Source organism: Acerihabitans sp. (assembly GCF_036398755.1).
Classification (GTDB): Bacteria; Pseudomonadota; Gammaproteobacteria; order Enterobacterales; family Enterobacteriaceae; genus Acerihabitans.
On sequence record NZ_DASWOM010000004.1, the window covers coordinates 41,932 to 65,901 of the forward strand.

Consider the following 23,970-nt stretch of genomic DNA (forward strand, 5'->3'; position numbering starts at 1 on the left):
CATTGCTCCTCAGGTTGACCAGATGCGCGGGGCTATCGCCTCCAGCCCCAGCATGCCGGGCCGTAAATAAGCCCAGATACGGTGCATTAACCGCTGCAACCGTTGATTGTCGTTATCCAGCACACGCGCCACCAGCAGCGAATCCAGCAGGCTGGCGCCCGCCGCCGGCGCATTGGCGGCATCGAGCAGCAGACGCACGCCCGCCAGCATGTCTTCGGTGGCGGGCGTGGCATAAAAGGTGGCGCTCAGCGGATAACCACCCAGCTTTTCCAGCCGCCCCGCGCTGATGCGCAGCCGCTCAAACAGGCCTGGAGAATCCGGCGGGATAATGCGCAGGGAAGCATCCACGCAGCCTTCGGTAAACGCCTCGCCGGCCGCCGGCCGGCCGAAGCATAGGGTATCGAATCCCAGCAGGCGCGCGCCCGGCGAAAGCCGGAACTCGGTGTCGATGGCCACTCTGGCGGCCGGAAAAAATATATTATCCTGCGGCAGCCATTCCAGAATACTGTTCTCGGCAAGCAAAAACCGCTGCGACACCCGGGCCTGCTGGCCGGCGCTGCGGTAAAACTTGGTGGCGCCCGGCATGGTGAGCAGCGCATGGCTATCCGCCGCCATGGCAACCGATAATTCCAGCCGATCGCCGCCAACCACGCCGCCCGGTGGATGAAGCAGATAAACATGGGGGTGATCGCCTTCTGGATAAAACGCCCGCTGCACTCGATAAGGTCCGCTATGACGCCGCGTCGTCAGCAGCGTCCGGCCCTGGCGCCGCTCGAAACCCAGTTGGAGTTTCCCCAGCCAGCCCGCGGGCGGGGGGGAAGGCTGCCCGGACATTACAATCATGTTTGTCATAAAACCCTATCAAACCCACTATCCGCTTGCGTTGATGCGCGGTATGCCGACGGCCCTGTTTTATCTTCTTCGCAGTTTATTTATTGCAAAAAAAGGGTGCAAAAAATGGGCCAGTTCTCATGGGGTTAAAACGATACGTGCCGCGCCGCGCCGCACCATCGTGGTGCCCTGGCCGCACCATTACCCAACACGCCGGCCGTGGCGCGCCAAAACGGTGCGCGTCCTGTCTGGACGCGGCCGGACCCGGCGCCACATCCCGATTCATCATGTTGTTAACCGCACGGCATGACAATAAAGCAGACAAGCTTAATTTTAACAGTTAATGTCTCTGCCTATGCCCGGCAAAAAAACGCAGAGTATCGCGAAAATATAAATACGCGGTTGCGCAAGCGTATTGAGATAGCGCAGTCCCTTTGTCGGAAACACAGTTCATTCTCGTTAGATAAAACCTAAATTAACCTTCTAATAATATCATTTATTTTCAGCATTCGATTAAAGACGCCTAATTTCAATGCGTCTATCGAGGGAGCTTATATTACATAAATGAACAACTCGAACTTTTATAATATATATCAGATCGTTATTATTCATATACTACAAGGACAGGTATCATGAAGACAAGCCCCTCCCCCGCGCCTTATTTCCCCCACATTCCAGACTGCCCGGCGGTAACGGACGCCAACGCGACTTTGGGTCATTTACAGCCAAACGTTGATTGCCGCCAGTATCATCCCCGGCCGCCAACCCGCTCATGCCGGCGCCTTACGCCCACGCGTGATGCCGTCCTGACTCAAGGGCAGCGTGATCGCGAAGCACACCGGGTGCGTGAACTGTATTCCTGCGTCGCGGAACTGAAACGTTTTCCGGAGAGCCTGCAAAATAGCCAGGGAAGCAAATATATCACATTGGACTGGGACGGCCGTCAACACCGGGTATTAACCAAAATCACCGTTCTGCCAAGCGGCAGAACGGTCTACGTGGCTGATATTGAGGGAAAGACGATGGTGTCCGATGGTAAACGCCATCATATGGAATATGGGTTGTCACCCCAGGGCACGGCATATGCTTCTCTGATGATGCTATGGGCGCAAGTGAGCCTCGGCCATGTCCTTGCCGGCGCTTCCGCCCGCCAGCGCCCTGCAGCGCGTGGTCCCGCCGGCGCCGGCAAGGGTGCGTATCGCGGCGAAATACCGTCGGCCGGCGCAACCACCGGGAACCCTCACCCTCTGCTGGCGGGCTGGCGGGACATGGTCCTGCGACCTGTCCAAGCCTTTTTCGCCGCGTTGACATTTCCCGCCGCCGCAGCCCAGGACTCGTTCGATTATGGCAATAGCCCGGTGGGATATCACGTTGAAGAATGGCCGGATAATATTAACGATCTGTTTGCCGACGATGAACTACCCGTTGTGAATATGAGAGGTTGCCGTGCTTTGGGGCCGGAAACCGAGTACGAGCAGTTCATCAATAAAAAAAAACCGCTGGTTTTCGTCATTGATGGCAAAGAAACGACGCTCTTGGTACCTCATTACCGGGGACAAATTGAATTTGAAAGATTATCCTCTATTTTTTCTCTGGTTATTACTCCAAGCGATGATTCCCTGGGCACGCTGCTGGCATTTGATGAATATATCGGCGAAAAAGTTCATGACCTGTTTGATCAGGGTAACCTGCTAGTTAAAAATGAAGAATTCATCCATCTCATTTTATTAAAAGGGAGGACGGAGGCCATAATCAATGGTTACCTAGTCAGCAAAAACGCCAGCAGTCTAACCAGGCATCGAATATTAAAATACAGCAAAAACCAGGTACTTATCAATCACTACATTAAAATAGAGATTGACAAACTGATTAATTCTTTCCGTGAACTCGAGATAGATAGCATTAATGAAGCTATTGATTTCAAAAAAGGCGTCAGCTTTGATGATGCCAAAAAAAGCATAATGGACTCATATAATACGGCTAGAATTGACCAAAAATTCAAGTATGCATGGTATTATAAACACATCTTAATCATGCAGGAGGCCAAGCTTGATTATTGCAATGAACTTTATGTTACTCAAAATGTGACAACCCTGGAAAAAGTCATTTACAACAATGATAAGGAATTATTAACAGCATTGATAGAGGAAGACAATGAAAGAGTAAACAAAGTCATAAAAAAAAGAATTTTCTATATGATATATGACTATACCAGAAAAAATGATATCAGCCTGCAAGGTGAAAATATCATTGTTCCGGGTGAATTAACAAAATATAATGCCATGTTTGAAGAAATAGATAAAGAAATAAGAGAAGATGAAGTACTTAATTTATTATCGAATGAAATGACTCATTACTGCAGTCTTGAACATGAAAAATCTCCGAATATTGTTAGGCTTGTGAATATAATTGAATTATTAAGAACATCCGAGGATCAATTTGATAACGGTAATTTTTGGTATGAAATGAACATAATGCCTTTTAATGCGGCTAGAGAATTATTTAAAGATTTTATTAGCGGCGACCTTGTGGAAAAAACCCGAATGGTCTGGCCAAAAACCTGGCACGACGATTACAAGAAACAGCTCATGGCAGACAAAATTTCCTATTTAATGCTGGAAATCATTATTTCCATTCAGATGGAATTTAATACTGCCGTTACTAAATTTTTACGTAAACGTTTTAATGAAATAAACAATGAAGAACAGCGAATTTTTCAAGCAAAAATCGCGGCTGTGGAATCAGAACTACCACCAGACATTAAAAAAGGGGATTATGACGCGTATTTAGAACATTATAAGAGGAGCGTTTCCCTAGGCTATTTTGATCTATTATTTACCGCCTCCGCGTATTGGTACTTATCTATTAATCGCGAGAATGACAACGCGCTTACGCTGCGCGATGCTAATTTTTTAACCATAACCCAGCGTTTTAGTGAACAGGAACATAATATTGCAACAGCGCTCACCTTCGCCGCCATGGATAAGTTCCCTAGCGTTTATAAATTAAGGCCGTCCAACGAATTTGATGATAAACGTGATTACTACAATCAATTTGTTAATTATAAAACACATCACATTAATAGAGAAGCAAGTCATAATACTTATTATGCGGTAAAGTTTTCTTCGCTCGGTTATTATGATCTTATTTATACGCCAAAAGCCACTTATACATTCAAGATCTTTTCTAGAAAATTTATGCAAAACAGTTTAGCGAACTCGCCCAGCATATCAATTCCAGTGACGAATCTGGGATTTATATCGCTGGTTATAACTCAAAGCGATCGGTTAATCCTGGTATCGACTTTATCCAATATTAATGTCATTACGGATATCACCCACCTAAAAAATACCATGACCATCAATCGCCTAATGGATGAATGGACTGAGGCGCCAGAGCAGCTGGAGGTCAGAAGCCGAAAAAAATCGCCCATCACATCTAATGAAATGAAATTATTATTTTTCTCGGCGGAAGATAACATCAACTATATCGACTTCTCGTTGGATTTTCTCGTCATTACGCCCGCGGAAAATGAGTATTCCAATCCATCACCGGAATTTTCGCTTGCGGCGATTAAAGAGATAGACTCTGCGCAAACCCTGCGGGATTTCATTGTTGCTCTTAATCGTGAAACCTTAATCGAGGTTAGTGGAGGATTAAAAAAATCCTTGCTGGCTATGACGTGGATTGATTTTGTCACCGCGTACATCCCCTTTTACCATACCATCGAACGTTTATGGTATGATGCCGATATGACATTAAAGTTTGAAGATGTTTTTTTTGATATCTTTGATCTTTTATTAGCTATGGTTCCAACAGGCTTTGCCATTAGTCGGATACCCAAAGCTTACTTATCAACAATAATCATCGCAGCAAGATCGCAAAATATACCCAAGCATATGTTAAAACAATTTTTTCTTGCCGAGATGTTAAAACATGCGCCTTCCGTCGCCATATCCATGGCCAAGACTGTCTCAAGCGATCTTATGCAGTATTTATTACCTTTGCCACTATCTCTTCACTCGACTATTAATTTTCCGATGCATTGTTATAACAATCTGAAAAAAAATACAATTTTCGTGAACTCCATACCAACCCTAAAAAGAAATCTCAAAGAAAAATTTCGAAAAGAATGGCGAGTAAATATTGCTGTTGATGAGTTAAAACCTGAGCGCAAGGGGATTTACACACTCAATGACTGGAGGGATAACACACGTCATTTTATCATAGATCATGATGATGTTTTTCAGGTCAAACGGGATGAAGCCAACCAGGTATGGCGGGTGCAGGATCCGATGACCGAGGATAACGCGAATCATGCCATTGCCGTAATACCCGCGGCCACGGGGGGATGGGGAGTAAATATTTTTGATGAAAAAATAGAATCTTCCTTGTTTTCCAGCCGTTCAATGGGCTTGGGTGTACATAAGGTCCTCAAAGATGTTGTATTTGAGTCATCAGCCCCGGTCCAGTCCATTCAATCCACGACGTTAAACGATGCTGATCATCACCTCAGGATAATAAGATTTTTTTTAGAAGAAATTGACCTCTATATGAAAGAGTTACTTTTCGCGGGTTATTCAAAAGGGGTTATTCTGTCAGGTATTGCTGACCGACTGTCCGGCGGTATGGCCAGAAACTTGGTTTTTACCAGCCAGGACTATTCCACAACCCAGACTGTTTTAATAAATGATTTCTATCAGCTCCATAAAAATTTCGAGACAGATATAAATTTTCGCTCGGTTAATTTTTGGATTGATGAGAATGATTACGATCCTATAAATCACCAATTAATTAAGTTTATCATAGGTGAAAACATTTACATCCTTGACCTTCAGGCACTGAGGCCGTTATCAAATATTAATACTAACAACGTCCAGGTGAATTTAGAGAATAATTGGCTGCTTGATTATAAAAATAATTTACCTCAAACATACGCCTTAATAAAATATAAGGATTACCGCACCGTCAATGATGCTTTAACCTTTTCCCAAGGCGAAAATGTCTCTCCCGCCAAAATAATTGAGGACGCATATCTGCTAAGGGAACCAAAATGGTATAAAAGCGTGGTACTTAGGAATAGATATTCTTTAATACGTAAAACACGCCCGTTATTATCCATGGCGGTGCCCAACATCCGGCAAATAACCCGAGATTTTATCAAAACTTTTAGCCAGCTACATTCCTTTGAGAGTCTTCCTCCCGTCATCCTTCATAAAGCTAAGATTATCAATATGCTGCAGTCTGAAACGCTGGGAAAGCAGTTGCAATTAGCAAAACATGAAACCATTCTTGCCAGTGATATTATTGATTCAGGCATGCTGGTTGGCGATCTTAATGCCTTTGTCCGCATCAATCCGGGTAAATTAATCCTGTTTTATGACCCGCAGGGCCTGTTGAAACATGCGCAGATAAGCATTGGCCATGGCCGGATTGCCAGCGCGGGAAACACGTTTTTCGATCCAAAGCTGTCAAACGGGGCAACGATATTGTTGGTGGAAGAATTAGGAGAATTTAATGACAAACGGCTGCGTCTCAGGCATAACGCGCTACAGTTAAACGTCATTGTTGGTAATATCAAGGGCGCAGAAGATACCTCATCAGTCTTTATGCCTGGATTGTCGAAAAAAAAGGTGCTGGCGATAAGGGATAATGGCGAACCGATAGAAGAAATCGTCCCGGTCTCGCGCGAGGAAATGATGCTGGGCGACCACTGGGAAATGCATGCCGTCCACGGCCTTAAGACCCATATCCAGATAAAAGTCCACGGCGCGCCGTTTGACGTTAATCATATGGATGCGATTGAATTTGCTCATGTTGTACGCGGCCTTATGCTGGCGAAACCGGATATCTATGATCTCTCCCGATTGCAAAGCGTCGATCTCTATTCATGCTTCAGCGGGTTTGGCGGCAAATATTCAATAGCGCAGATGCTGGCTAACGAATTAAAAGTACCGGTTAGAGGTTACCCCTTTATGATTAGCCAGGCCATTGAGCAACGGCATCCCAACTGGTTTCATCATTTTGAGCCAATAAGGCCGATAAAATCAAAAAACCACAACCGATTCATTCACGACAGACAAATCAACAGATTGCAAAATATACAGTCAAGGCATAGTCGGCTGCATGACTTTGTTGAATTTCTGTTAAGCCTGCGCCGGCATCTCGGCCTCACCCGGCGCAAGCGCTCGTCAGTCAGTATACCGAGCATTCAGGTAGCGCTGGCGGAAATGATCTTGGGGGTCACGTCTTACGATGACTTTATAACCAAGTTTGAGGTTGAGCCGGAATCGGCCGCCGTGCTTAACGCGCTACTGGCCGAGTATCAATTTCAGGAGCAGGATTCAGATGATATATTTTTGCAATTGTATTTTGATATTATCCTGACCGTTGAACGTTTCCGCAATATTGCAAACGCCTGGTCAAAAGGGCTTTAAGTCAGCGGCGGCGGCACGCGCACTATAGCGTACATAGCGGTATCCCAGCGCTCAAGGCCCACTTTGGCCGAACTGCGGCGCACGCCTTCGAGGATAAAACCCAATTTTTCATAGGTATGGATGGCCGCCTGGTTGAAGGTATAGACATTCAGTTCCAGGCGCGCGATGTCCGGCTCGGCAAACACCCGCTGCATAATACTTTTCAGGAAGGGGGCGGCGATACCCTGCCCCCGGTTGCCGGGGTTGACTGCCACCCGTCCGAGCAGCGCCACGCCGTTGCGCCAGTCTAGGACCACCTGGGCGGTGGCGGTGGCGGCGCCCGGTTCCCCGGCGCAAAACAGCCACCTGCGCGGCGGGGTGCCGGCCGATTCGGCGAGCATTTCGGCCAGTTGCGGCGGGTCCAAGGGAAAACGCGGCAGGGGACCGCCCCACTGCGCCAGTTCCTTTTCCGTGGTAAACCAGCGGCAGATTTCAGGAAAATCGGCGTCTTCCATATTCCTTATATTCAAGCAACCCTCACTTAAGGCCATTAACCCGATGCAGATATTCCTGTCCTGAAATGTTACTGATATTGGCCGTATTTGGCCTGTACTATATAAATATATTTTGCTAATAATCGCAAGGTGCTTTAATAATTCCGCCGGGAGAAAAATGGATGCTGGAACTACGCCCCAACTGCGAACGTTGTGATTGTGATTTGCCCGCCGCAAGCCGCCAGGCTCGCATCTGCTCTTATGAATGCACCTTCTGCGCGGACTGTAGCGCAACCTATTTCAATCATCTCTGCCCCAACTGCGGCGGTGAATTGGTTGCCAGGCCCATTCGTCCGCCGCACCGACTTAAACTCCATCCCGCCTCTACGCTGCGTGTTGTGGCGAAACGTTAACTTTCAGCTATCAAATCCATCTATAAAAGCAGCTATTAAAGCGGCGGTATTAACGTATTATGCCTTCATCGGCGACAAAGGAATGATGACCATTCGGTGCTGGCTAGAAATCGCTTCATACCTTATTTAGCCCAGGCATCCCGCGTTAATTTAACTTTATCCGAGGCATAAAATGTATAATTTTTCACGTTTTCAGGCAAAAGAACTGGCATTGGCCTATATGAGCGGCAAGGCTACCGGCCTTACACCGGAGGAATTTGTTCAACAGGTAATGAAGGTGGAGAAATCCTTTGATTCCCTGCTAAGAACCGGAACCGCGCAGCCGGCCAAGGGTATTCTGGTCAAATCCTTCTGATTCCGGTGCCGGCCGCGCCAAGGCGCCGCTTGCCATAACGCGGCGGTAACAGAGGTAACAAGCGTCGCTGATTTACCGCCAGGCGCTGGCTTCATCCAGTACGCGATTATCCTCGGCGCTAAGCCGCAGCTCCAGCGCTTTCGCCAGTTCGTCAAGCTGTTCCACCGACGTTGCGCTGGCAATAGGGGCGGTGATGCCGGGCTGCGAAAGATTCCAGGCCAGCGCCACCTGGGTCGGCGTAACATGGTGCTGCTCGCTGACGGCGTCCAGCGCCGTCAAAATGCGGATCCCGCGATCGTTTAAGTACCCATCGACCACGCTTTGCCCGCGCGGGCTTTTAGCCGCATCCTCGGCGGCGCGGTATTTGCCGGTCAGGAAACCGCTGGCCAGGGCGTAGAAGTTAATCACGCCAACGCCGTGCGCCGTCACCACCGGCGCCAGGTTTTGCTCGTAATCCCGGCGATCGTAGAGGTTATATTTGGGCTGCAGCGTTTCATAACGCGCCAGACCGTTCTGCTCGCTGATTCGCAGCGCCTCGGCCAGGCGAGGACCTTGATAGTTCGACGCGCCGATGGCCCGCACCTTGCCCTCTCTGATCAAGGCGTCAAAGGCGGCCAGCGTCTCTTCCAAAGGGACGGACTGGTCATCGTCATGGGACTGATATAAATCGATATAATCGGTTTGCAGGCGTTTAAGGGAATCTTCCACGGCGCGTTTAATATAGCCCGCGGACAGGCCTTTTTTATCGCCGCCCATGGGCTTGCCCACTTTGGTGGCGATTATCATCCCCTCACGCTTGCCGCTTTTTTTCAGCCATTCGCCGATGATGGTTTCGGATTCACCGCCCTGGTTGCCCTCGACCCAGGCGGAATAGACATCGGCCGTATCGATAAAATTCAGCCCGCGCTCCGCCAGGGCGTCCAGCAGCCGAAAGGACATCTGGCGATCGATAGTCCAGCCAAACACATTGCCGCCGAATGTCAGCGGCGGCACGGTAATCCCGGAACGGCCCAGCGTTCTTGTTTGCATGGTTTTCCCCTTATAGCTGTTGAGCTTATTGTCTTGCCAGATTCACTACCTTAGCACTCCTCAGGTTAAGCGCCAGCCTTTGCCGGCTCTCCAGCGCTTCCCGCTCCAGCCAGCGCTTGAACAGCATGAGCGTCGGCGACGGCACTTTCTGTCCTGGATGAATCAGATAATAGGACGCGCCGCTTTGGATACACAGGGGAAACGGCGCCCTCAGGCGGCGTGCCTGGAGATCGAACTCCAGCAGGCAGACATCGCCCATGGCGATGCCATATCCCTGCAGGGCCGCCGTCATCGCCAGATCCAACGTGTCGAAATGCTGCGCCTTGCCCTGCGGTACGTCGCAGCCCGCCGTCTTCAGCCATAACCGCCAATCACGGCGGTCGCGGGTGGGATGCAGCAGGGTTTTATCGGCCAGTCGGGCGACGTCGGCGTCAGGCCCGGGCCATAGCTCGGGGATACACACCGGGGTGAGCACCTCATCGAACAGGTGGGTGGCCTGTATTCGTTTATTCTCCGGGCGGCCGAAAATCACCGCCGCGTCAAAATGCTCGCTGGCAAAGTTGACGCCATGCGAAAACGAGGTGGTCAGGGCGATATCGATTTCCGGATGCTGGTTTTGCAACTGCATGATGCGCGGCAATAACCAGCGCATGGCGCAGGTCGGGCATTTTACCCGCAGCGTGCCGGTACGCCTGGCGGCAAGGGCAAGCGTCGCGTCGATTTGTCCCAGCGCCTGTTGCAGGGGCGCCAGCACCGCCGCGCCCTGCTCGGTCAGTTCCAGTCCCCGCGCCTGGCGGATAAACAGCGCGCAGCCCAGGTGCTGTTCCAGACCGGCAATCTGGCGGCTGACGGCCCCTTGGGTCAGATGCATATGTCGCGCGGCATGGGTGAAATTCAGCCGTTCAGCGACTACGATAAAGGTTTTGAGCACGTCAAGCGAGGGCAGCGGATTCATGACGCCGCCCCGGATAAAAACAGGATTGTCAAAACATCCACAGGCATGGCTCCAGCGGTGGTATTGCCGGCAAAGGCGGCTGCGCGTCCGCCATCACATCGTCCGTTCGCCGCAGCCATGTTCTGTGCGCATGGCATGCATGATAAAGGATCGGTTGTCGTCTGGCCGGATATGTAGCTTAATCATGATTCATCCAGCCATCAGTGTCACGTTTTTATACGGTTTTAACCACTCCAGGAGGTGGTCTCCCATGCAGAGCGTTATTCCCACAAAGTCTAAGTTGCCCGATGTCGGCACCACCATTTTCACCACCATCGGACAACTGAGCGCCGAACATCAGGCCCTGAATCTTTCCTCGGGAGCGCCGAGCTTCGACTGCGATCCGTTGTTGATAGACAGCACGGCGCGAGCCATGCGCGCCGGACATAACCAGTATGCGGCGATGCCCGGTCTGATGGCCCTGCGCGAGGCCCTGGCGGATAAAGTCGAGCGCCTGTACGGCGGCCGCTATGATCCTGAAAGCGAAATCACCATACTCGCCAGCGCCAGCCAGGGTCTTTACAGCGCCATAAGCGCCCTGGTGCATCCGGGCGACGAGGTTATCTATTTCGAACCCGCGTTCGACAGCTATTCACCGATCGTCAGGTTGCAAGGCGCCGTACCGGTGCCGGTGAAAATGTCGCTGGAAAACTATGCAATCGATTGGGACGCGGTGACCGCGGCCGTGACGCCGCGCACGCGCATGATTATCGTCAACAGCCCGCATAACCCCACCGGCATGGTATTCAGCGAGGAGGATATCCGGCGGCTGACCGCCCTGACCTCCGGCACCCCTATCCTGATCCTGTCCGACGAAGTCTATGAGCATATGGTGTTCGACGGCGTCCCCCACCGCGGCATGGCGGCGTATCCCGCCCTGGCCGAGCGTAGCGTGGTGGTCTCCTCTTTCGGTAAAACCTTCAGCGTTACCGGCTGGCGCGTGGGGTATTGCCTGGCGCCGGCCGAATTGATGCTGGAAATCCGTAAAGTGCATCAGTTTATGGTTTTTGCCGCCGATACGCCGATGCAATACGCGTTTGCCGAAGCCTTGGGCAAGCCGGAGAGTTATCTCGGCCTGGCGGCCTTTTACCAGCAAAAGCGCGATATATTGCGCGATGCCCTGCGGGATTCGCCGTTTAAACTGTTGCCCAGCGCCGGCAGTTTTTTCCTGTTGGCGCAGTTCAGCCACTTCTCGACGGACAGCGATAACGATATGGTTATAAAATTAATCCGTGATGCCAAAGTCTCGTCCATACCATTGTCGGCGTTTTACCGCGACGGAACGGATACCGGCATGATAAGACTAAGCTTTGCCAAAGACGAGGCCACGCTGCTGGAAGGCGCGCGCCGGCTTTGCGCATGGCGGCCCTAGCGGGCGGCAATGGCGGCCGGGATGGCCGTATTTTGATGTTCACACTCTACCGACGACGGGACACGACAATGAAAAAAATAGCGACATTATTGATATTGACCTGCGGCATGGCCGCGATGTCGGCCATGGCGGCCGAGGGCAAAATCCGCTTTGGCCTGGAGGCGCTTTACCCGCCGTTCGAATCCAAATCGCCGAGCGGCGAATTGCAGGGTTTCGATATCGACCTGGGCAATGCGGTGTGCCAGGCCGCCGGGGCAACCTGCACCTGGCTGGATACCTCTTTTGACGGACTGATCCCGGCGCTGCAGGGGCGTAAATTCGACGCCATCAACTCGGCGATGAACGTTACGGAAAAGCGCCGCCAGGCCATTGACTTCACCCAGGTGATCTACCGGGTGCCCACCCAGCTTATCGCCCGCGCCGACGCGGGGCTGCAGCCGACCCCGGCGTCGCTTAAAGGGAAAAACATCGGCGTGCTGCAGGGGTCCATCCAGGAATCCTACGCCAACGCCCACTGGGCCGGCCAGGGCGTAAACGTGGTGGCCTACCAGGATCAGAACCAGGTCTATATGGATTTGACCTCCGGACGCCTGGACGGCACGCTGGTGCTGGCGCCGGCCGGACAATCCGGTTTCCTGTCGCAGCCCCAGGGCAAGGGTTTTGCGTTTAGCGGACCCGCGGTAAGCGACGACGCCATCCTGGGCAGCGGCATCGCCTTCGGCATTCGTAAAGGCGACGATGCCCTGAAGAAACAGCTGGACGAGGCCATCGCCAAAGTGAAGGCCCAGGGTACCATCGACACCCTGGCGAAAAAATATTTCGGCGATATTAAGGTGTCCGCGCCTGACTGATGGACGCGCGGGCCCCGGAAATATTTTTTCGGGGCCCGATTTATCGCATGGCTACAAACCCTGACAATACCTCCACACTTCCTCCATTTTTACCCGCGTTTTTTTGTCTAAACTGGGTATACCATTCTCATTTTATGCAGGAACGTGCGATTCTGATGCCTTGTCCGCATGATTACAGGTATAGCGATACATGAAGGGTAAACGCAATGGACGCTTATTGCTGCTGATAACGACGCTGCTCATCATCCTTATCGGCGCGTTTTTCGTCTGGCGCCATGTCAAGGGACAGCCCGACGCCGCGCCCGACGCGCGGCCGGAGACCGGCCGTCGCGCCGGCGGGCGCGCGGGGCGCCACCCGCAGACGCTGTCGCCGGTGCAGGCCGCCACCGCGCAGGCTAAATCGGTGCCGCTGTTTCTCACCGGCCTGGGCACCGTCACCGCCGCCGGCACCGTCACCGTGAGGAGCCGGGTGGACGGCCAGCTGATGTCGCTGCATTTCGCCGAGGGCCAATGGGTTAAACAAGGCGCGCTATTGGCGCAAATCGATCCGCGCCCGTTCGAGGTGGCGCTCATGCAGGCCAAGGGACAGTTGGCGAAAGATCAGGCGACGCTTGCCAACGCCCGGCAGGATTTGGCGCGCTATCAGCAACTGGTCAAAACCAGCCTGGTCTCCCGGCAACAGCTCGATAGCCAGCAGTCATTGGTGCGCGAGGCCGAGGGCACCCTGCTGGTGGACCAGGCGGCGGTGGCCAGCGCCCAGTTGCAGCTGGACTACAGCCGCATTACCGCGCCGATGGACGGCCGGGTCGGGCTGCGCCAGGTGGACGTGGGTAACTTTATTACCAGCGGCGACGCCACGGGCATTGTGGTGCTGACGCGGACGCGGCCGATCGATGTGCTGTTTACGCTGCCGGAAAGCGATATCCCAAGCGTCGTCGGCGCGCAAAAAAGCGGCAACGCGCCGCTGATTGAAGTGTGGGATCGCACCAATAAAGTCAAGCTTACCGAGGGCGCGTTATTAAGCCTGGACAACCAAATCGACCCCACCACCGGCACCGTAAGGCTTAAGGGCCGCTTTGACAATAGCGGCGACAGCCTGTTTCCCAATCAGTTCGTCAATATCCGCATGAAGGTGGACACCCTGCAAAACGCGGTGGTCATTCCCCCCGCCGCGCTACAGATGAGCAACGAGGGTCATTTTGTCTGGGTGCTGAACGATGAAAACCAGGTGAGCAAACACCGGGTCACCACCGGTATGGAAGATAGCCAGCAGGTGGTCATCACCGCCGGTTTGCAGGCGGGACAGCGGGTGGTTACCGACGGCCTCGACCGGCTTACCGAGGGGATCAAGGTCGACGTTATCGCCCCCGCCAGCACCCAGCCCGCCGCCGGCGTCCGCGTTTCCGCGCGCCGCGGGGAAAAATCCTGATGGAGGTGTTGCCGTCCAGCCATAACGGCGGTCCCTCGCGCCTGTTTATCCTGCGCCCGGTCGCCACTACGCTTTTGATGATCGCCATTTTGCTGGCCGGGATCCTGGGTTACCGGACGCTGCCGGTGTCAGCGCTGCCCGAGGTGGACTACCCGACCATCCAGGTGGTGACCCTGTATCCCGGCGCCAGCCCGGACGTGGTCACTTCCGCCATCACCGCGCCGCTGGAGCGGCAGTTCGGCCAGATGTCGGGCTTGAAACAGATGGCGTCGCAAAGCTCGGGCGGCGCATCGGTGGTCACGCTGCAGTTCCAGCTGTCGCTGCCGCTTGACGTGGCGGAACAGGAAGTGCAGGCGGCCATCAATAACGCCACCAACCTGTTGCCTGTCGATCTGCCCAATCCTCCGGTATACAGCAAGGTCAATCCCGCCGATCCGCCGATCATGACGCTTGCGGTCACCTCGACGTCCATGTCGATGATCCAGGTCGAGGATATGGTGGAAACCCGGGTGGCGCAGAAGATTTCCCAAGTGGGCGGCGTGGGCCTGGTCTCGATTTCCGGCGGACAGCGCCCGGCGGTGCGGGTCAGGCTTAACGCCCCCGCCCTGGCGGCCTACGGCCTGGACAGCGAAAGCGTGCGTACCGCCATCGACGCGGCCAACGTCAACTCCGCCAAGGGCAGCCTGGACGGGCCTGAACGCTCGGTTACCCTGTCGGCCAACGATCAGATGAAATCCGCCGAGGATTATCGCCGGCTTATCGTCACCTGGCGCAACGGCGCGCCGGTGCGGCTGCGCGACGTGGCGACCATCGAGCAGGGCGCCGAGAACGACCGACTGGGCGCCTGGGCCAACCGCCAGCCGGCCATTGTCATCAATATCCAGCGCCAGCCCGGCGCCAACGTCATTACCACCGCCGACAGCATTCGCGCCCTGCTGCCGGCGTTAACCGCCAGCCTGCCGAAGTCGGTGACCGTCTCGCTGCTGGCCGACCGTACCGACAATATCCGCGCCTCGGTCAGCGATGTGCAGTTTGAACTGTTGCTGTCCATTGCGCTGGTGGTAATGGTGATGTACCTGTTCCTGCGCAACGCCGCCGCCACCATTATACCGGCCGTGGCCGTGCCGCTGTCGCTGGTGGGCACCTTTGGCGTGATGTACCTGCTTGGCTTTTCCATCAACAATCTGACCCTGATGGCGCTGACCATCGCCACCGGTTTTGTGGTGGATGACGCCATTGTGGTTATCGAAAACATCTCCCGTTATATCGAGCAGGGGGAAAAACCCATGGCGGCGGCCCTGAAGGGCGCCGGCGAGATTGGTTTTACCATTATCTCCCTGACCGTGTCGTTAATCGCGGTGCTTATCCCGCTGCTGTTCATGGGCGATATCGTCGGGCGGCTGTTCCGGGAATTTGCGGTAACGCTTGCGATAGCCATTCTGATTTCGGCGGTGGTGTCGCTGACCCTGACGCCGATGATGTGCGCCAGGATGCTAAGTTACGAAACCCTGCGCCGGCAGAACCGCTTTACCCTTGCCTGCGAGCGGCTGTTTGAACGGTTGGTCGCCGGCTACGGCCGATGGCTGCGCAGGGTGCTTCACCACCCCTGGCTGACGCTGTCGGTGGCGATTGCCATGCTGGCGCTGACCATTATCCTGTACCTGGTTATTCCGAAAGGTTTTTTCCCCACCCAGGACAATAGCGTCATCCTGGGTACGGTGCAGGGGGAGCAGAGCGTTTCGTTCAGTAATATGTCCGGGCGCCAGCAGGAAGTGGTGTCGGTGATAATGCGCGATCCGGCGGTGCGAAGCGTTTCCTCGCTGATTGGCGTGGACGGCACCAACGCCACGCTGAACAGCGGACGGCTGCAAATCAATCTAAAGCCGCTGGATAAACGCCAGGACCGGATCGGCGTGGTGATCGATCGCCTGCAGCGGGCGACCGCCGGCCTGACCGGCATCCGGCTTTACCTGCAGCCGGTGCAGGACCTGACCATCGATACCCAGCCAAGCCACACCCAGTATCAGTTTACCCTGCAATCCCTGTCGCTGGCCGATCTGGGCAAATGGGTGCCGCCGCTGCTTACCCGGCTGCAAAGCCTGCCCCAGCTGCGCGATGTCGGCAGCGATTTGCAGGATCGCGGGCTGGAAGCCTATATCAAGGTGGACCGCGACAGCGCCAGCCGCCTGGGCATCAGCATGTCGGACGTGGCGAACGCGCTCTACAACGCCTTCGGCCAGCGCCTGATCTCGACTATCTATACCCAGGCCAATCAATACCGCGTGGTTTTGGAGCAGGATTCCGATCAGCTCCCGGGGCTTGCGGCGCTCGACAATATCCGCATCAAGGGCGCCGACGGCAATATTGTGCCGCTCAGCGCCATCAGCAGCGTGCAGCAGCGGCTCGGCGCATTGTCCATCAACCACCTTGAGCAATTCCCGGCCGCCACCGTCTCGTTCAATCTCGCCCCCGGCTATGCGCTGGGCGATGCGGTGCAGGCCATCAACCAGGCGCAGCAGGACCTGGACGTGCCCGAGTCGGTGACCACCCGTTTCCAGGGCAGCACGCTGGCCTTCCAATCGGCGCTTTCGAGCACCGTGTGGCTTATCGTGGCGGCCATCGTGGCGGTGTATATCGTGCTGGGCGTGCTGTATGAAAGTTTTATCCATCCGGTCACCATTCTTTCCACGCTGCCCACCGCCGGGGTGGGCGCGCTGCTGGCGCTGATCCTGTCCGGTCACGAGCTGGATGTGATCGCCATTATCGGTATCATCCTGCTGATAGGCATCGTCAAGAAAAACGCCATCATGATGATCGACTTTGCGCTGGCCGCCGAACGGGAAAAAGGCATGACGCCTTATGACGCCATTTTCCAGGCGTGCCTGCTGCGTTTTCGGCCGATCCTGATGACCACGCTTGCCGCGCTGTTCGGCGCCCTGCCGCTGATGTTCAGCACCGGGGTGGGCGCGGAGCTGCGCCGGCCGCTTGGCATTTGCATGGTGGGCGGGCTGGTGGTGAGCCAGGTGCTGACGCTGTTTACCACACCGGTTATTTACCTGCTGTTCGACCGCCTGTCGCGTCGCGGCCGGCCTGTCGCCGATAAGCCGGAGCCGACATGAAATTCTTCGCCCTGTTTATCTACCGTCCGGTGGCCACGCTGCTGCTGATGCTGGCGATTGCATTATGCGGGGTTATCGGCTTTCGCCTGCTGCCGGTGGCGCCGCTGCCGCAGGTGGATTTCCCGGTGCTGCTGGTGACGGCGTCGCTGCCCGGCGCCTCGCCGGAAACCATGGCCTCCTCCGTTGCCACGCCGCTGGAGCGCGCGCTGGGACATGTGGCCGGCGTCAACGAAATGACCTCCTCCAGCGCCCTGGGTTCCACGCGCATTATCCTGCAGTTTGACTTTGACCGCGATATCAACGGCGCCGCGCGCGACGTGCAGGCGGCGCTGAACGCGGCGCAAAGCCTGCTGCCCAGCGGCATGCCCAACCGGCCGCAGTACCGCAAGGTCAACCCTTCCGACGCGCCGATCATGATCCTGACCCTGACCTCGGATACCTATAGCCAGGGCCAGCTCTACGATATCGCCTCCACCCAGCTGGCGCAGAACATTTCCCAAATGGACGGCGTCGGCAATGTGACGGTCGGCGGCGGTTCGCTGCCGGCGGTGCGGGTCGAGCTTAATCCCCAGGCGCTGTTTAACCAGGGCGTGTCGCTGGACGAGGTGCGCGAGACCATCAGCCGGGCCAACGTCCGACGTCCGCAGGGGGCGCTTGAGGATAGCCAATCCCGCTGGCAAATCCGCACCAACGATGCCCTCTACAAGGCGCGTGAATACCAGCCGCTGATCGTGCATTACCACAACGGCGGCGCGGTGCGGCTGCGGGACGTGGCCGAGGTACGCGATGCGGTACAGGACGTGCGCAACGCCGGCATGGCGAACAGCAAGCCGGCGATACTTATCGTGATTTTCCGCGCGCCCGACGCCAATATCATCTCCACGGTACAAAGCGTCCGGGCGGCCATGCCGGCCCTGCGCGCCTCGATCCCGGCCGGCATTGACCTGGGCGTGGCGCAGGATCGCTCGCCCACCATCCGCGCCTCCCTTAACGAGGTGGAGCAGTCGCTGGTCATCGCGGTGGCGCTGGTGATCTTGGTGGTAAAGCTGTTCCTGCGCTCCTGGCGCGCCACCCTGATCCCGGCGCTGGCCGTGCCGGTGTCGCTTATCGGCACCTTTGCCGCCATGTACCTGTGCGGGTTTAGCCTGAACACGATTTCGCTGATGGCGCTCACCATCGCCACCGGATTTGTGGTGGATGACGCCATTGTGGTGGTGGAGAATATCGCCCGTCACGTCGAGTCCGGCATGAAGCCCCTGGCCGCGTCCCTGCTGGGGGTACGCGAAGTGGGTTTTACCGTGCTGTCGATGAGCCTGTCGCTGGTGGCGGTATTTATCCCCCTGCTGCTGATGAGCGGCCTGCCCGGCCGGCTGTTCCGCGAGTTCGCCGTGACGCTGTCGGTGGCCATCATGATTTCCCTGGTGGTGTCGCTGACGCTGACGCCGATGCTCTGCGCCCGCCTGCTGGGCAAGGAGCCCGCGCGCGCCGGTAAAAAACCGGATCGGTTTACCGCCCTGATCCTGCGGCTGCAGGGCGGCTACGCCCGCTCGCTGCGCTGGGTGCTTACACACGCCGGCTGGGTGCTGGCGCTGTTTCTGGCCACCCTGGCGCTGAACGTATGGCTGTATATCGCCATCCCCAAGACGCTGATGCCGGAGCAGGACACCGGGCGGATCCAGGGTTTTATCCAGGCCGATCAGAGTATTTCCTTCCAGGCGATGCGCGGCAAGCTACAGGATTTTATGCGCATCGTGGCGGCCGATCCGGCGGTGGATAATGTCACCGGTTATACCGGCGGCTCGCGCACCAACGCCGGGTCGATGTATATTTCCCTGAAGCCGTTATCCGAACGCCGGGACAACTCGCAGGAAATTATCGCCCGCCTGCGCGCCAGGCTCGCCAAGGAGCCGGGCGCCGATTTGTACCTGTCGGCGGTACAGGATATTCGCGTCGGCGGACGGGAGTCCAACGCCGCCTACCAGTATACGCTGCTGGCCGACAGCCTGGAGGATCTGCGCACCTGGGCGCCCAAGGTGCGTCTGGCGCTGGCGGCGCTGCCCGAGCTGGCCGATGTCAACTCCGACCAGCAGGATAAAGGCGCCGAGCTGGGCCTGGTCTATAATCGCGATGTGCTGTCAAGCCTGGGCCTGGCGGTTTCCGACGTCAACAACCTGCTCAACAATGCCTTCGGCCAGCGGCAGATCTCTACCATCTACCAGCCGCTGAATCAATATAAAGTGGTGATGGAGGTGGCGCCGGCCTATACCCAGGACCCCAGCGCCCTGGACCAGATGTTTTTGATAAACAGCGCGGGCCGGCCGATCCCGCTGTCGGCGTTCGCCCAATGGCAACCGGCCAACGCGCCGCTGTCGGTGAACCACCAGGGCCTGTCCGCGGCCTCGACCATCGCCTTTAATCTGCCGGAAGGCGTGGCGCTGTCCACCGCTTCGGACGCCATCGAGCGCGCCATGACCGGGCTGGGCGTGCCCGCAAGCGTGCGCGGCACCTTTGCCGGCACCGCCAAGGTGTTCCAGCAGACCCAGCAATCCCAGCTGTGGCTGATTATCGCCGCCATCGCCACGGTGTATATCGTGCTGGGGATACTCTATGAGAGTTATGTTCATCCGCTGACCATCCTGTCCACCCTGCCCTCGGCGGGCATCGGCGCGCTGCTGGCGCTTTCGGCATTCAGCGCCCCGTTCAGCCTGATTGCGATGATAGGCATCCTGCTGCTGATAGGCATCGTCAAAAAGAACGCCATCATGATGGTGGACTTTGCCCTGACCGCCCAGCGGCAAAGCGGCATCAGCGCGTCGAATGCCATTTTCCAGGCCTGCCAGCTGCGCTTTCGCCCGATACTCATGACCACCCTGGCCGCGCTGTTCGGCGCGCTGCCGCTGGTGCTCGGCAGCGGCGACGGCGCCGAACTGCGCCAGCCGCTGGGCATTACCATCGTCGGCGGGCTGGTGGTCAGCCAGTTGATGACCCTGTACACCACGCCGGTAATTTATCTGTTCTTTGATAAATTGCGACTGAAAGGCCGTCCGTCACGCGCCGGCATTGTTATCCCCGAGCAAGAGTAACCGCGACATGCAATGGCATCCGTTTCACCATAAAACCGCCCCGGCCGAACCCCGGCCCTCCGCCTCGGTGCACTGGCAGCTGTGGACGGTGGCCTTTGGCTTTTTTATGCAAACGCTGGACACCACCATCGTCAATACCGCCCTGCCTTCCATGGCCCATAGCCTGAAGGAAAACCCGCTGCACATGCATTCGGTTATCGTCTCCTATGTGCTGACGGTGGCGGTGATGCTGCCGGCCAGCGGCTGGCTGGCGGACAGGTTCGGGGTGAAAAAAGTTTTTTTCAGCGCCATCGTGCTGTTTACCCTGGGCTCGCTCTTGTGCGCCCGGGCCGAGTCGTTGCAGGCGCTGGTGCTGGCGCGGGTAATACAGGGTATCGGCGGCGCGATGATGGTGCCGGTGGGCCGCCTGACGGTAATGAAAATCGTGCCGCGCTCGCAATATATGGCGGCGATGGCGTTTGTCACCATGCCGGGACAGATCGGGCCGCTGATCGGTCCTTCGCTGGGCGGTTTCCTGGTGCAATACGCCAGCTGGCACTGGATCTTCCTTATCAACCTGCCGGTGGGGCTTATCGGCGCGCTGATTACCTGGCTGCTGATGCCGAACTACAAAATGGAAACCCGCGGCTTCGATATCAGCGGTTTTTTCCTGCTGGCGGTGGGCATGGCCACCATGACCCTGGGGCTTGAAGGCCATAAAGGCCTGAACATCGCCCCGGCCTGGATCGCCGGCCTGATGTTGACCGGCGTGCTGTCGCTTATCGGCTACTGGCTGCACGCGAGGCGCAATGAAAACGCGCTGTTTAACCTGCGGCTGTTCGAGACCCGGACCTTTTCCATCGGTTTGCTCGGCAGCCTGCTGGGACGCATCGGCAGCGGCATGCTGCCGTTTATGACGCCGCTGTTTTTGCAGCTCGGCATGGGCTATACCCCATTTCACGCCGGGCTGATGATGATTCCGATGGTGATTGGCAGCATGGGCACCAAACGCATTATCGTGCAGTTGGTCAATCGCGCCGGTTACCGCAATGTCCTGACCGGCGCCACGCTCGGGCTGGCGGTGGTGAGCCTGCTGTTTCCGCTGGTGGCGCTGGCGGGCTGGACCTACGCCATCCCGATGGTGCTGTTTTTCCAGGGCGTGGTTAACGCCATGCGCTTTACCTCGATGAACACCCTGACGCTCAAGGATCTGCCCGACCCCCTGGCCAGCGGCGGCAACAGCCTGTTATCGATGGTGATGCAGTTGTCCATGAGCCTCGGCGTCACCACGGTGGGCATCCTGCTCGGCCTGTTTGCGGGCGGTCAGGCGCCGCTGGCGACCCATGATATCCACGGCGTGTTTATCGCCACCTATTTATGCATGGCGGTGGTGATCGCCCTGCCGGCGCTGGTATTTATGCGCGTGCCGCCGGACACTTCGCCCAATGGGCTATTGTCCCAAAGCGACCCTAAGGGCCAATGAGGCGTATGATGAAATTCGGTATTACCGCAAAACTGTTCCTCGCCATTTTCGCCACCTGCATGTTGGTGGTGATTACCATGCATTGGGGCGTGCGCGTCAGCTTCGAGCGTGGTTTCATCGATTACATCAAACGCAGCAATAACCAGCGCATCGAGCTTTTGAGCAACGCGCTGGCCGACCAGTACCAGTTGCACGGCGACTGGCGTTTCCTGCGCAATAACGATCGTTTCGTCTATCAGTTGCTGCGTTCTTTTGAACAGAACCTGGACGAGGGCAAAAACCTGCCGCCCCATGGCCTGCGCACGCAAATCTGGGTGGTGGACGCGCAGCGGCAAAAGCTGGTCGGGCCGGGCGGCCCGCTGCCGGATGAAGGCCCGCGCCGCGCGATTAACGTTAACGGCAACCTGGTCGGCTGGGTGATGTCGACGCCGGTGGAGCGCCTGACCCGCGATGCGGATATCAGTTTTGACGCCCAGCAGCGGCGCACCAGTTGGCTGATTGTCGCGCTGGCCGGACTGTTGGCGGCGGCGGTGACCTGGCTGACCGCGCGCGGACTGCTGGCGCCGGTCAAGCGGCTGGTGAGCGGCACCCACCAGTTGGCCGCCGGCAATTTTTCCACCAGGGTGGAGACCGGCACCCAGGATGAGCTGGGACGGCTGGCCAATGACTTTAACCAACTGGCCATGTCGCTGGAAAAAAACGACGCCATGCGTCGCGAGTTTATGGCCGATATTTCCCACGAGCTGCGCACGCCGCTGTCGATACTGCGCGGCGAGCTGGAAGCGCTGCAGGACGGCGTGCGCCAGCCCACCGGCGAATCGCTTTCTTCGCTGCAAGCGGAGGTCGCCATCCTGACCAAGCTGGTGGACGATTTGCATCAGCTTTCCCTGTCCGACTCCGGCGCGCTGGCCTATCGCAAGGAACGGGTGGACGCCATCCATATCCTGGCTATCGCGGCGGCCTCGTTTCGGGAACGTTTTGTGCTAAAAGGACTGGACCTGACCCTGGCGCTGCCGGATAACGCACGGCTGTTCGGCGATGCGGATCGCCTGACCCAGCTCTTCCTCAACCTGCTTGAGAACAGCCTGCGCTACACCGACGCCCCGGGCGGCGTCGCCGTCGAGGGATGGGTGCGGGACGACAGCCTGACGCTGCGCTGGCGGGACAGCGCGCCCGGCGTGGCGGACGCGCAGCTTACGCAGATTTTTGAACGTTTTTACCGCACCGAAGGCTCACGTAATCGCGCCAGCGGCGGCTCGGGCCTGGGGCTGCCGATTTGCCAGAATATCGTCGACGCCCACGGTGGACGCATATCGGCCGCGCATTCGCCTTCAGGCGGGCTGCAAATCACGCTACAATTGCCGCTCGATCAACGGACAACCAGGACGCTATGAGCGAATTCGATACCGCGCCGCAAACCATCCTTATCGTCGAGGATGAGCCCAAGCTTGGACAATTGCTGGTGGATTACCTCCAGGCGGCGGATTACCATACCCATTGGCTGACGCGCGGCGACGAAGTGGCCGACTACCTGCTGAAAACGCCGGCCGCGCTGGTGCTGCTGGATTTGATGCTGCCGGGCCGCGACGGATTGTCGGTTTGCCGGGATATCCGCCGTTTTTCCGATGTGCCGATTATCATGATGACCGCCAAGACCGATGAAATCGACCGTCTGCTGGGGCTTGAGATCGGCGCGGATGATTATATCTGCAAGCCCTACAGCCCGCGGGAAGTGGTCGCCAGGGTCAAGGCCATCATGCGCCGTTGCTATCGTCCGGCGGTTTTCCCGCCGTCCAGTCCGTTGAAAATCGATGAGAACAAGTTCAAGGCCAGCTACCGCGATCTGGCGCTGGATCTCACTCCCGCTGAATTCCGCCTGCTGAAAATCCTGGCCGGCGCCCCGGGTAAAGTGTTTTCGCGCGAGGCGCTGCTAAACCAGCTGTATGACGATTACCGCGTGGTGACCGACCGGACCATCGACAGTCATATCAAGAATTTACGCCGCAAGCTGGAAAGCCTGGCCGACGGCGTGGTGTTTATCCGCGCCGTCTACGGCATGGGTTACCGCTGGGAAGCCGAGCCTGGAGAGTTAATTTAACCGATTCAGCCACGGTGAAAGTGA

Annotated in this window: 16 protein-coding genes; 12 read left to right on the plus strand and 4 right to left on the minus strand. The window is 56.4% G+C overall.

What is annotated here, in order from left to right; translation table 11 throughout:
* Positions 1 to 9 precede the first annotated feature (9 nt).
* On the minus strand, positions 10 to 852 hold the full coding sequence (locus tag VGC33_RS00340; protein ID WP_331117841.1) for an urease accessory protein UreD: 843 nt from the start codon (positions 850 to 852) through the stop codon (positions 10 to 12).
* Here VGC33_RS00340 and VGC33_RS00345 point away from each other — a divergent pair.
* Both VGC33_RS00345 and VGC33_RS00350 read left to right on the plus strand, forming a co-directional pair.
* Entirely contained in the window at positions 842 to 1,141 is a 300-nt protein-coding gene (locus tag VGC33_RS00345) for a hypothetical protein (RefSeq protein ID WP_331117843.1), read from the plus strand. The genes VGC33_RS00340 and VGC33_RS00345 overlap by 11 nt on opposite strands.
* A gap of 322 nt (positions 1,142 to 1,463) precedes the next feature.
* Positions 1,464 to 7,268 carry a hypothetical protein gene (locus VGC33_RS00350; protein WP_331117845.1) on the plus strand — a complete coding sequence of 1,935 codons (5,805 nt, stop codon included), beginning with the start codon at positions 1,464 to 1,466 and terminating at the stop codon, positions 7,266 to 7,268.
* Here VGC33_RS00350 and VGC33_RS00355 read toward each other — a convergent pair.
* The gene (locus VGC33_RS00355; protein ID WP_331117847.1) at positions 7,265 to 7,777 is read right to left on the minus strand and encodes a GNAT family N-acetyltransferase; all 513 of its coding nucleotides are present in this window, start codon (positions 7,775 to 7,777) and stop codon (positions 7,265 to 7,267) included. The genes VGC33_RS00350 and VGC33_RS00355 overlap by 4 nt on opposite strands.
* Before the next feature lie 146 nt (positions 7,778 to 7,923).
* On the opposite strand from VGC33_RS00355, the gene VGC33_RS00360 reads away from it, so the two are divergent.
* Together VGC33_RS00360 and VGC33_RS00365 are read left to right on the plus strand one after the other, a co-directional pair.
* Positions 7,924 to 8,154, plus strand: coding sequence for a DUF1272 domain-containing protein (locus VGC33_RS00360; protein ID WP_331117849.1), 231 nt, complete (start codon positions 7,924 to 7,926; stop codon positions 8,152 to 8,154).
* A gap of 172 nt (positions 8,155 to 8,326) precedes the next feature.
* Positions 8,327 to 8,509, plus strand: a complete 183-nt coding sequence (locus VGC33_RS00365; RefSeq protein WP_331117851.1) for a hypothetical protein — start codon at positions 8,327 to 8,329, stop codon at positions 8,507 to 8,509.
* Between the two features lie 72 nt (positions 8,510 to 8,581).
* Here VGC33_RS00365 and VGC33_RS00370 read toward each other — a convergent pair whose 3' ends face one another.
* Both VGC33_RS00370 and VGC33_RS00375 read right to left on the minus strand, forming a co-directional pair.
* Complete coding sequence (locus VGC33_RS00370; RefSeq protein ID WP_331117853.1) at positions 8,582 to 9,538, minus strand: aldo/keto reductase; 957 nt, start codon at positions 9,536 to 9,538, stop codon at positions 8,582 to 8,584.
* A 25-nt stretch (positions 9,539 to 9,563) separates the two neighbouring features.
* Complete coding sequence (locus tag VGC33_RS00375; protein WP_331117855.1) at positions 9,564 to 10,493, minus strand: LysR substrate-binding domain-containing protein; 930 nt, start codon at positions 10,491 to 10,493, stop codon at positions 9,564 to 9,566.
* 250 nt (positions 10,494 to 10,743) lie between these two features.
* Here VGC33_RS00375 and VGC33_RS00380 point away from each other — a divergent pair, with 250 nt between their 5' ends.
* The 8 genes from VGC33_RS00380 (at position 10,744) to baeR (ending at position 23,946) form a co-directional block, all read left to right on the plus strand.
* On the plus strand, positions 10,744 to 11,904 hold the full coding sequence (locus tag VGC33_RS00380; RefSeq protein ID WP_331117857.1) for a methionine aminotransferase: 1,161 nt from the start codon (positions 10,744 to 10,746) through the stop codon (positions 11,902 to 11,904).
* 68 nt (positions 11,905 to 11,972) lie between these two features.
* Entirely contained in the window at positions 11,973 to 12,755 is a 783-nt protein-coding gene (locus VGC33_RS00385) for an ABC transporter substrate-binding protein (RefSeq protein ID WP_331117859.1), read from the plus strand.
* Between the two features lie 190 nt (positions 12,756 to 12,945).
* Entirely contained in the window at positions 12,946 to 14,184 is a 1,239-nt protein-coding gene (locus VGC33_RS00390) for an MdtA/MuxA family multidrug efflux RND transporter periplasmic adaptor subunit (RefSeq protein WP_331117861.1), read from the plus strand.
* Entirely contained in the window at positions 14,184 to 17,303 is a 3,120-nt protein-coding gene (locus tag VGC33_RS00395) for an MdtB/MuxB family multidrug efflux RND transporter permease subunit (RefSeq protein WP_331117863.1), read from the plus strand. Before VGC33_RS00390 ends, VGC33_RS00395 begins: the two co-directional genes overlap by 1 nt.
* Positions 17,300 to 20,386: a multidrug efflux RND transporter permease subunit MdtC gene (gene mdtC, locus VGC33_RS00400; protein WP_331117865.1), complete on the plus strand. Its 3,087-nt coding sequence runs from the start codon at positions 17,300 to 17,302 to the stop codon at positions 20,384 to 20,386. Before VGC33_RS00395 ends, mdtC begins: the two co-directional genes overlap by 4 nt.
* Before the next feature lie 7 nt (positions 20,387 to 20,393).
* Positions 20,394 to 21,848, plus strand: a complete 1,455-nt coding sequence (locus VGC33_RS00405) for a multidrug transporter subunit MdtD (RefSeq protein ID WP_331117867.1) — start codon at positions 20,394 to 20,396, stop codon at positions 21,846 to 21,848.
* An 8-nt stretch (positions 21,849 to 21,856) separates the two neighbouring features.
* Complete coding sequence (gene baeS, locus VGC33_RS00410; RefSeq protein WP_331117974.1) at positions 21,857 to 23,242, plus strand: envelope stress sensor histidine kinase BaeS; 1,386 nt, start codon at positions 21,857 to 21,859, stop codon at positions 23,240 to 23,242.
* Positions 23,239 to 23,946 carry an envelope stress response regulator BaeR gene (baeR, locus tag VGC33_RS00415; RefSeq protein ID WP_331117869.1) on the plus strand — a complete coding sequence of 236 codons (708 nt, stop codon included), beginning with the start codon at positions 23,239 to 23,241 and terminating at the stop codon, positions 23,944 to 23,946. Before baeS ends, baeR begins: the two co-directional genes overlap by 4 nt.
* Positions 23,947 to 23,970: the final 24 nt, after the last annotated feature.

Excerpts from the sequence above, each read along its gene's own strand:
- VGC33_RS00380 (WP_331117857.1), top strand. The coding sequence starts at position 10,744 with ATGCAGAGCGTTATTCCCACAAAGTCTAAGTTGCCCGATGTCGGCACC.
- baeS (WP_331117974.1), top strand. The coding sequence starts at position 21,857 with ATGAAATTCGGTATTACCGCAAAACTGTTCCTCGCCATTTTCGCCACC.
- VGC33_RS00405 (WP_331117867.1), top strand. The coding sequence starts at position 20,394 with ATGCAATGGCATCCGTTTCACCATAAAACCGCCCCGGCCGAACCCCGG.
- VGC33_RS00375 (WP_331117855.1), bottom strand. The coding sequence starts at position 10,493 with ATGAATCCGCTGCCCTCGCTTGACGTGCTCAAAACCTTTATCGTAGTC.
- VGC33_RS00365 (WP_331117851.1), top strand. The coding sequence starts at position 8,327 with ATGTATAATTTTTCACGTTTTCAGGCAAAAGAACTGGCATTGGCCTAT.
- VGC33_RS00360 (WP_331117849.1), top strand. The coding sequence starts at position 7,924 with ATGCTGGAACTACGCCCCAACTGCGAACGTTGTGATTGTGATTTGCCC.
- baeR (WP_331117869.1), top strand. The coding sequence starts at position 23,239 with ATGAGCGAATTCGATACCGCGCCGCAAACCATCCTTATCGTCGAGGAT.
- VGC33_RS00350 (WP_331117845.1), top strand. The coding sequence starts at position 1,464 with ATGAAGACAAGCCCCTCCCCCGCGCCTTATTTCCCCCACATTCCAGAC.
- VGC33_RS00370 (WP_331117853.1), bottom strand. The coding sequence starts at position 9,538 with ATGCAAACAAGAACGCTGGGCCGTTCCGGGATTACCGTGCCGCCGCTG.
- mdtC (WP_331117865.1), top strand. The coding sequence starts at position 17,300 with ATGAAATTCTTCGCCCTGTTTATCTACCGTCCGGTGGCCACGCTGCTG.
- VGC33_RS00395 (WP_331117863.1), top strand. The coding sequence starts at position 14,184 with ATGGAGGTGTTGCCGTCCAGCCATAACGGCGGTCCCTCGCGCCTGTTT.
- VGC33_RS00390 (WP_331117861.1), top strand. The coding sequence starts at position 12,946 with ATGAAGGGTAAACGCAATGGACGCTTATTGCTGCTGATAACGACGCTG.
- VGC33_RS00385 (WP_331117859.1), top strand. The coding sequence starts at position 11,973 with ATGAAAAAAATAGCGACATTATTGATATTGACCTGCGGCATGGCCGCG.
- VGC33_RS00345 (WP_331117843.1), top strand. The coding sequence starts at position 842 with ATGTTTGTCATAAAACCCTATCAAACCCACTATCCGCTTGCGTTGATG.
- VGC33_RS00340 (WP_331117841.1), bottom strand. The coding sequence starts at position 852 with ATGACAAACATGATTGTAATGTCCGGGCAGCCTTCCCCCCCGCCCGCG.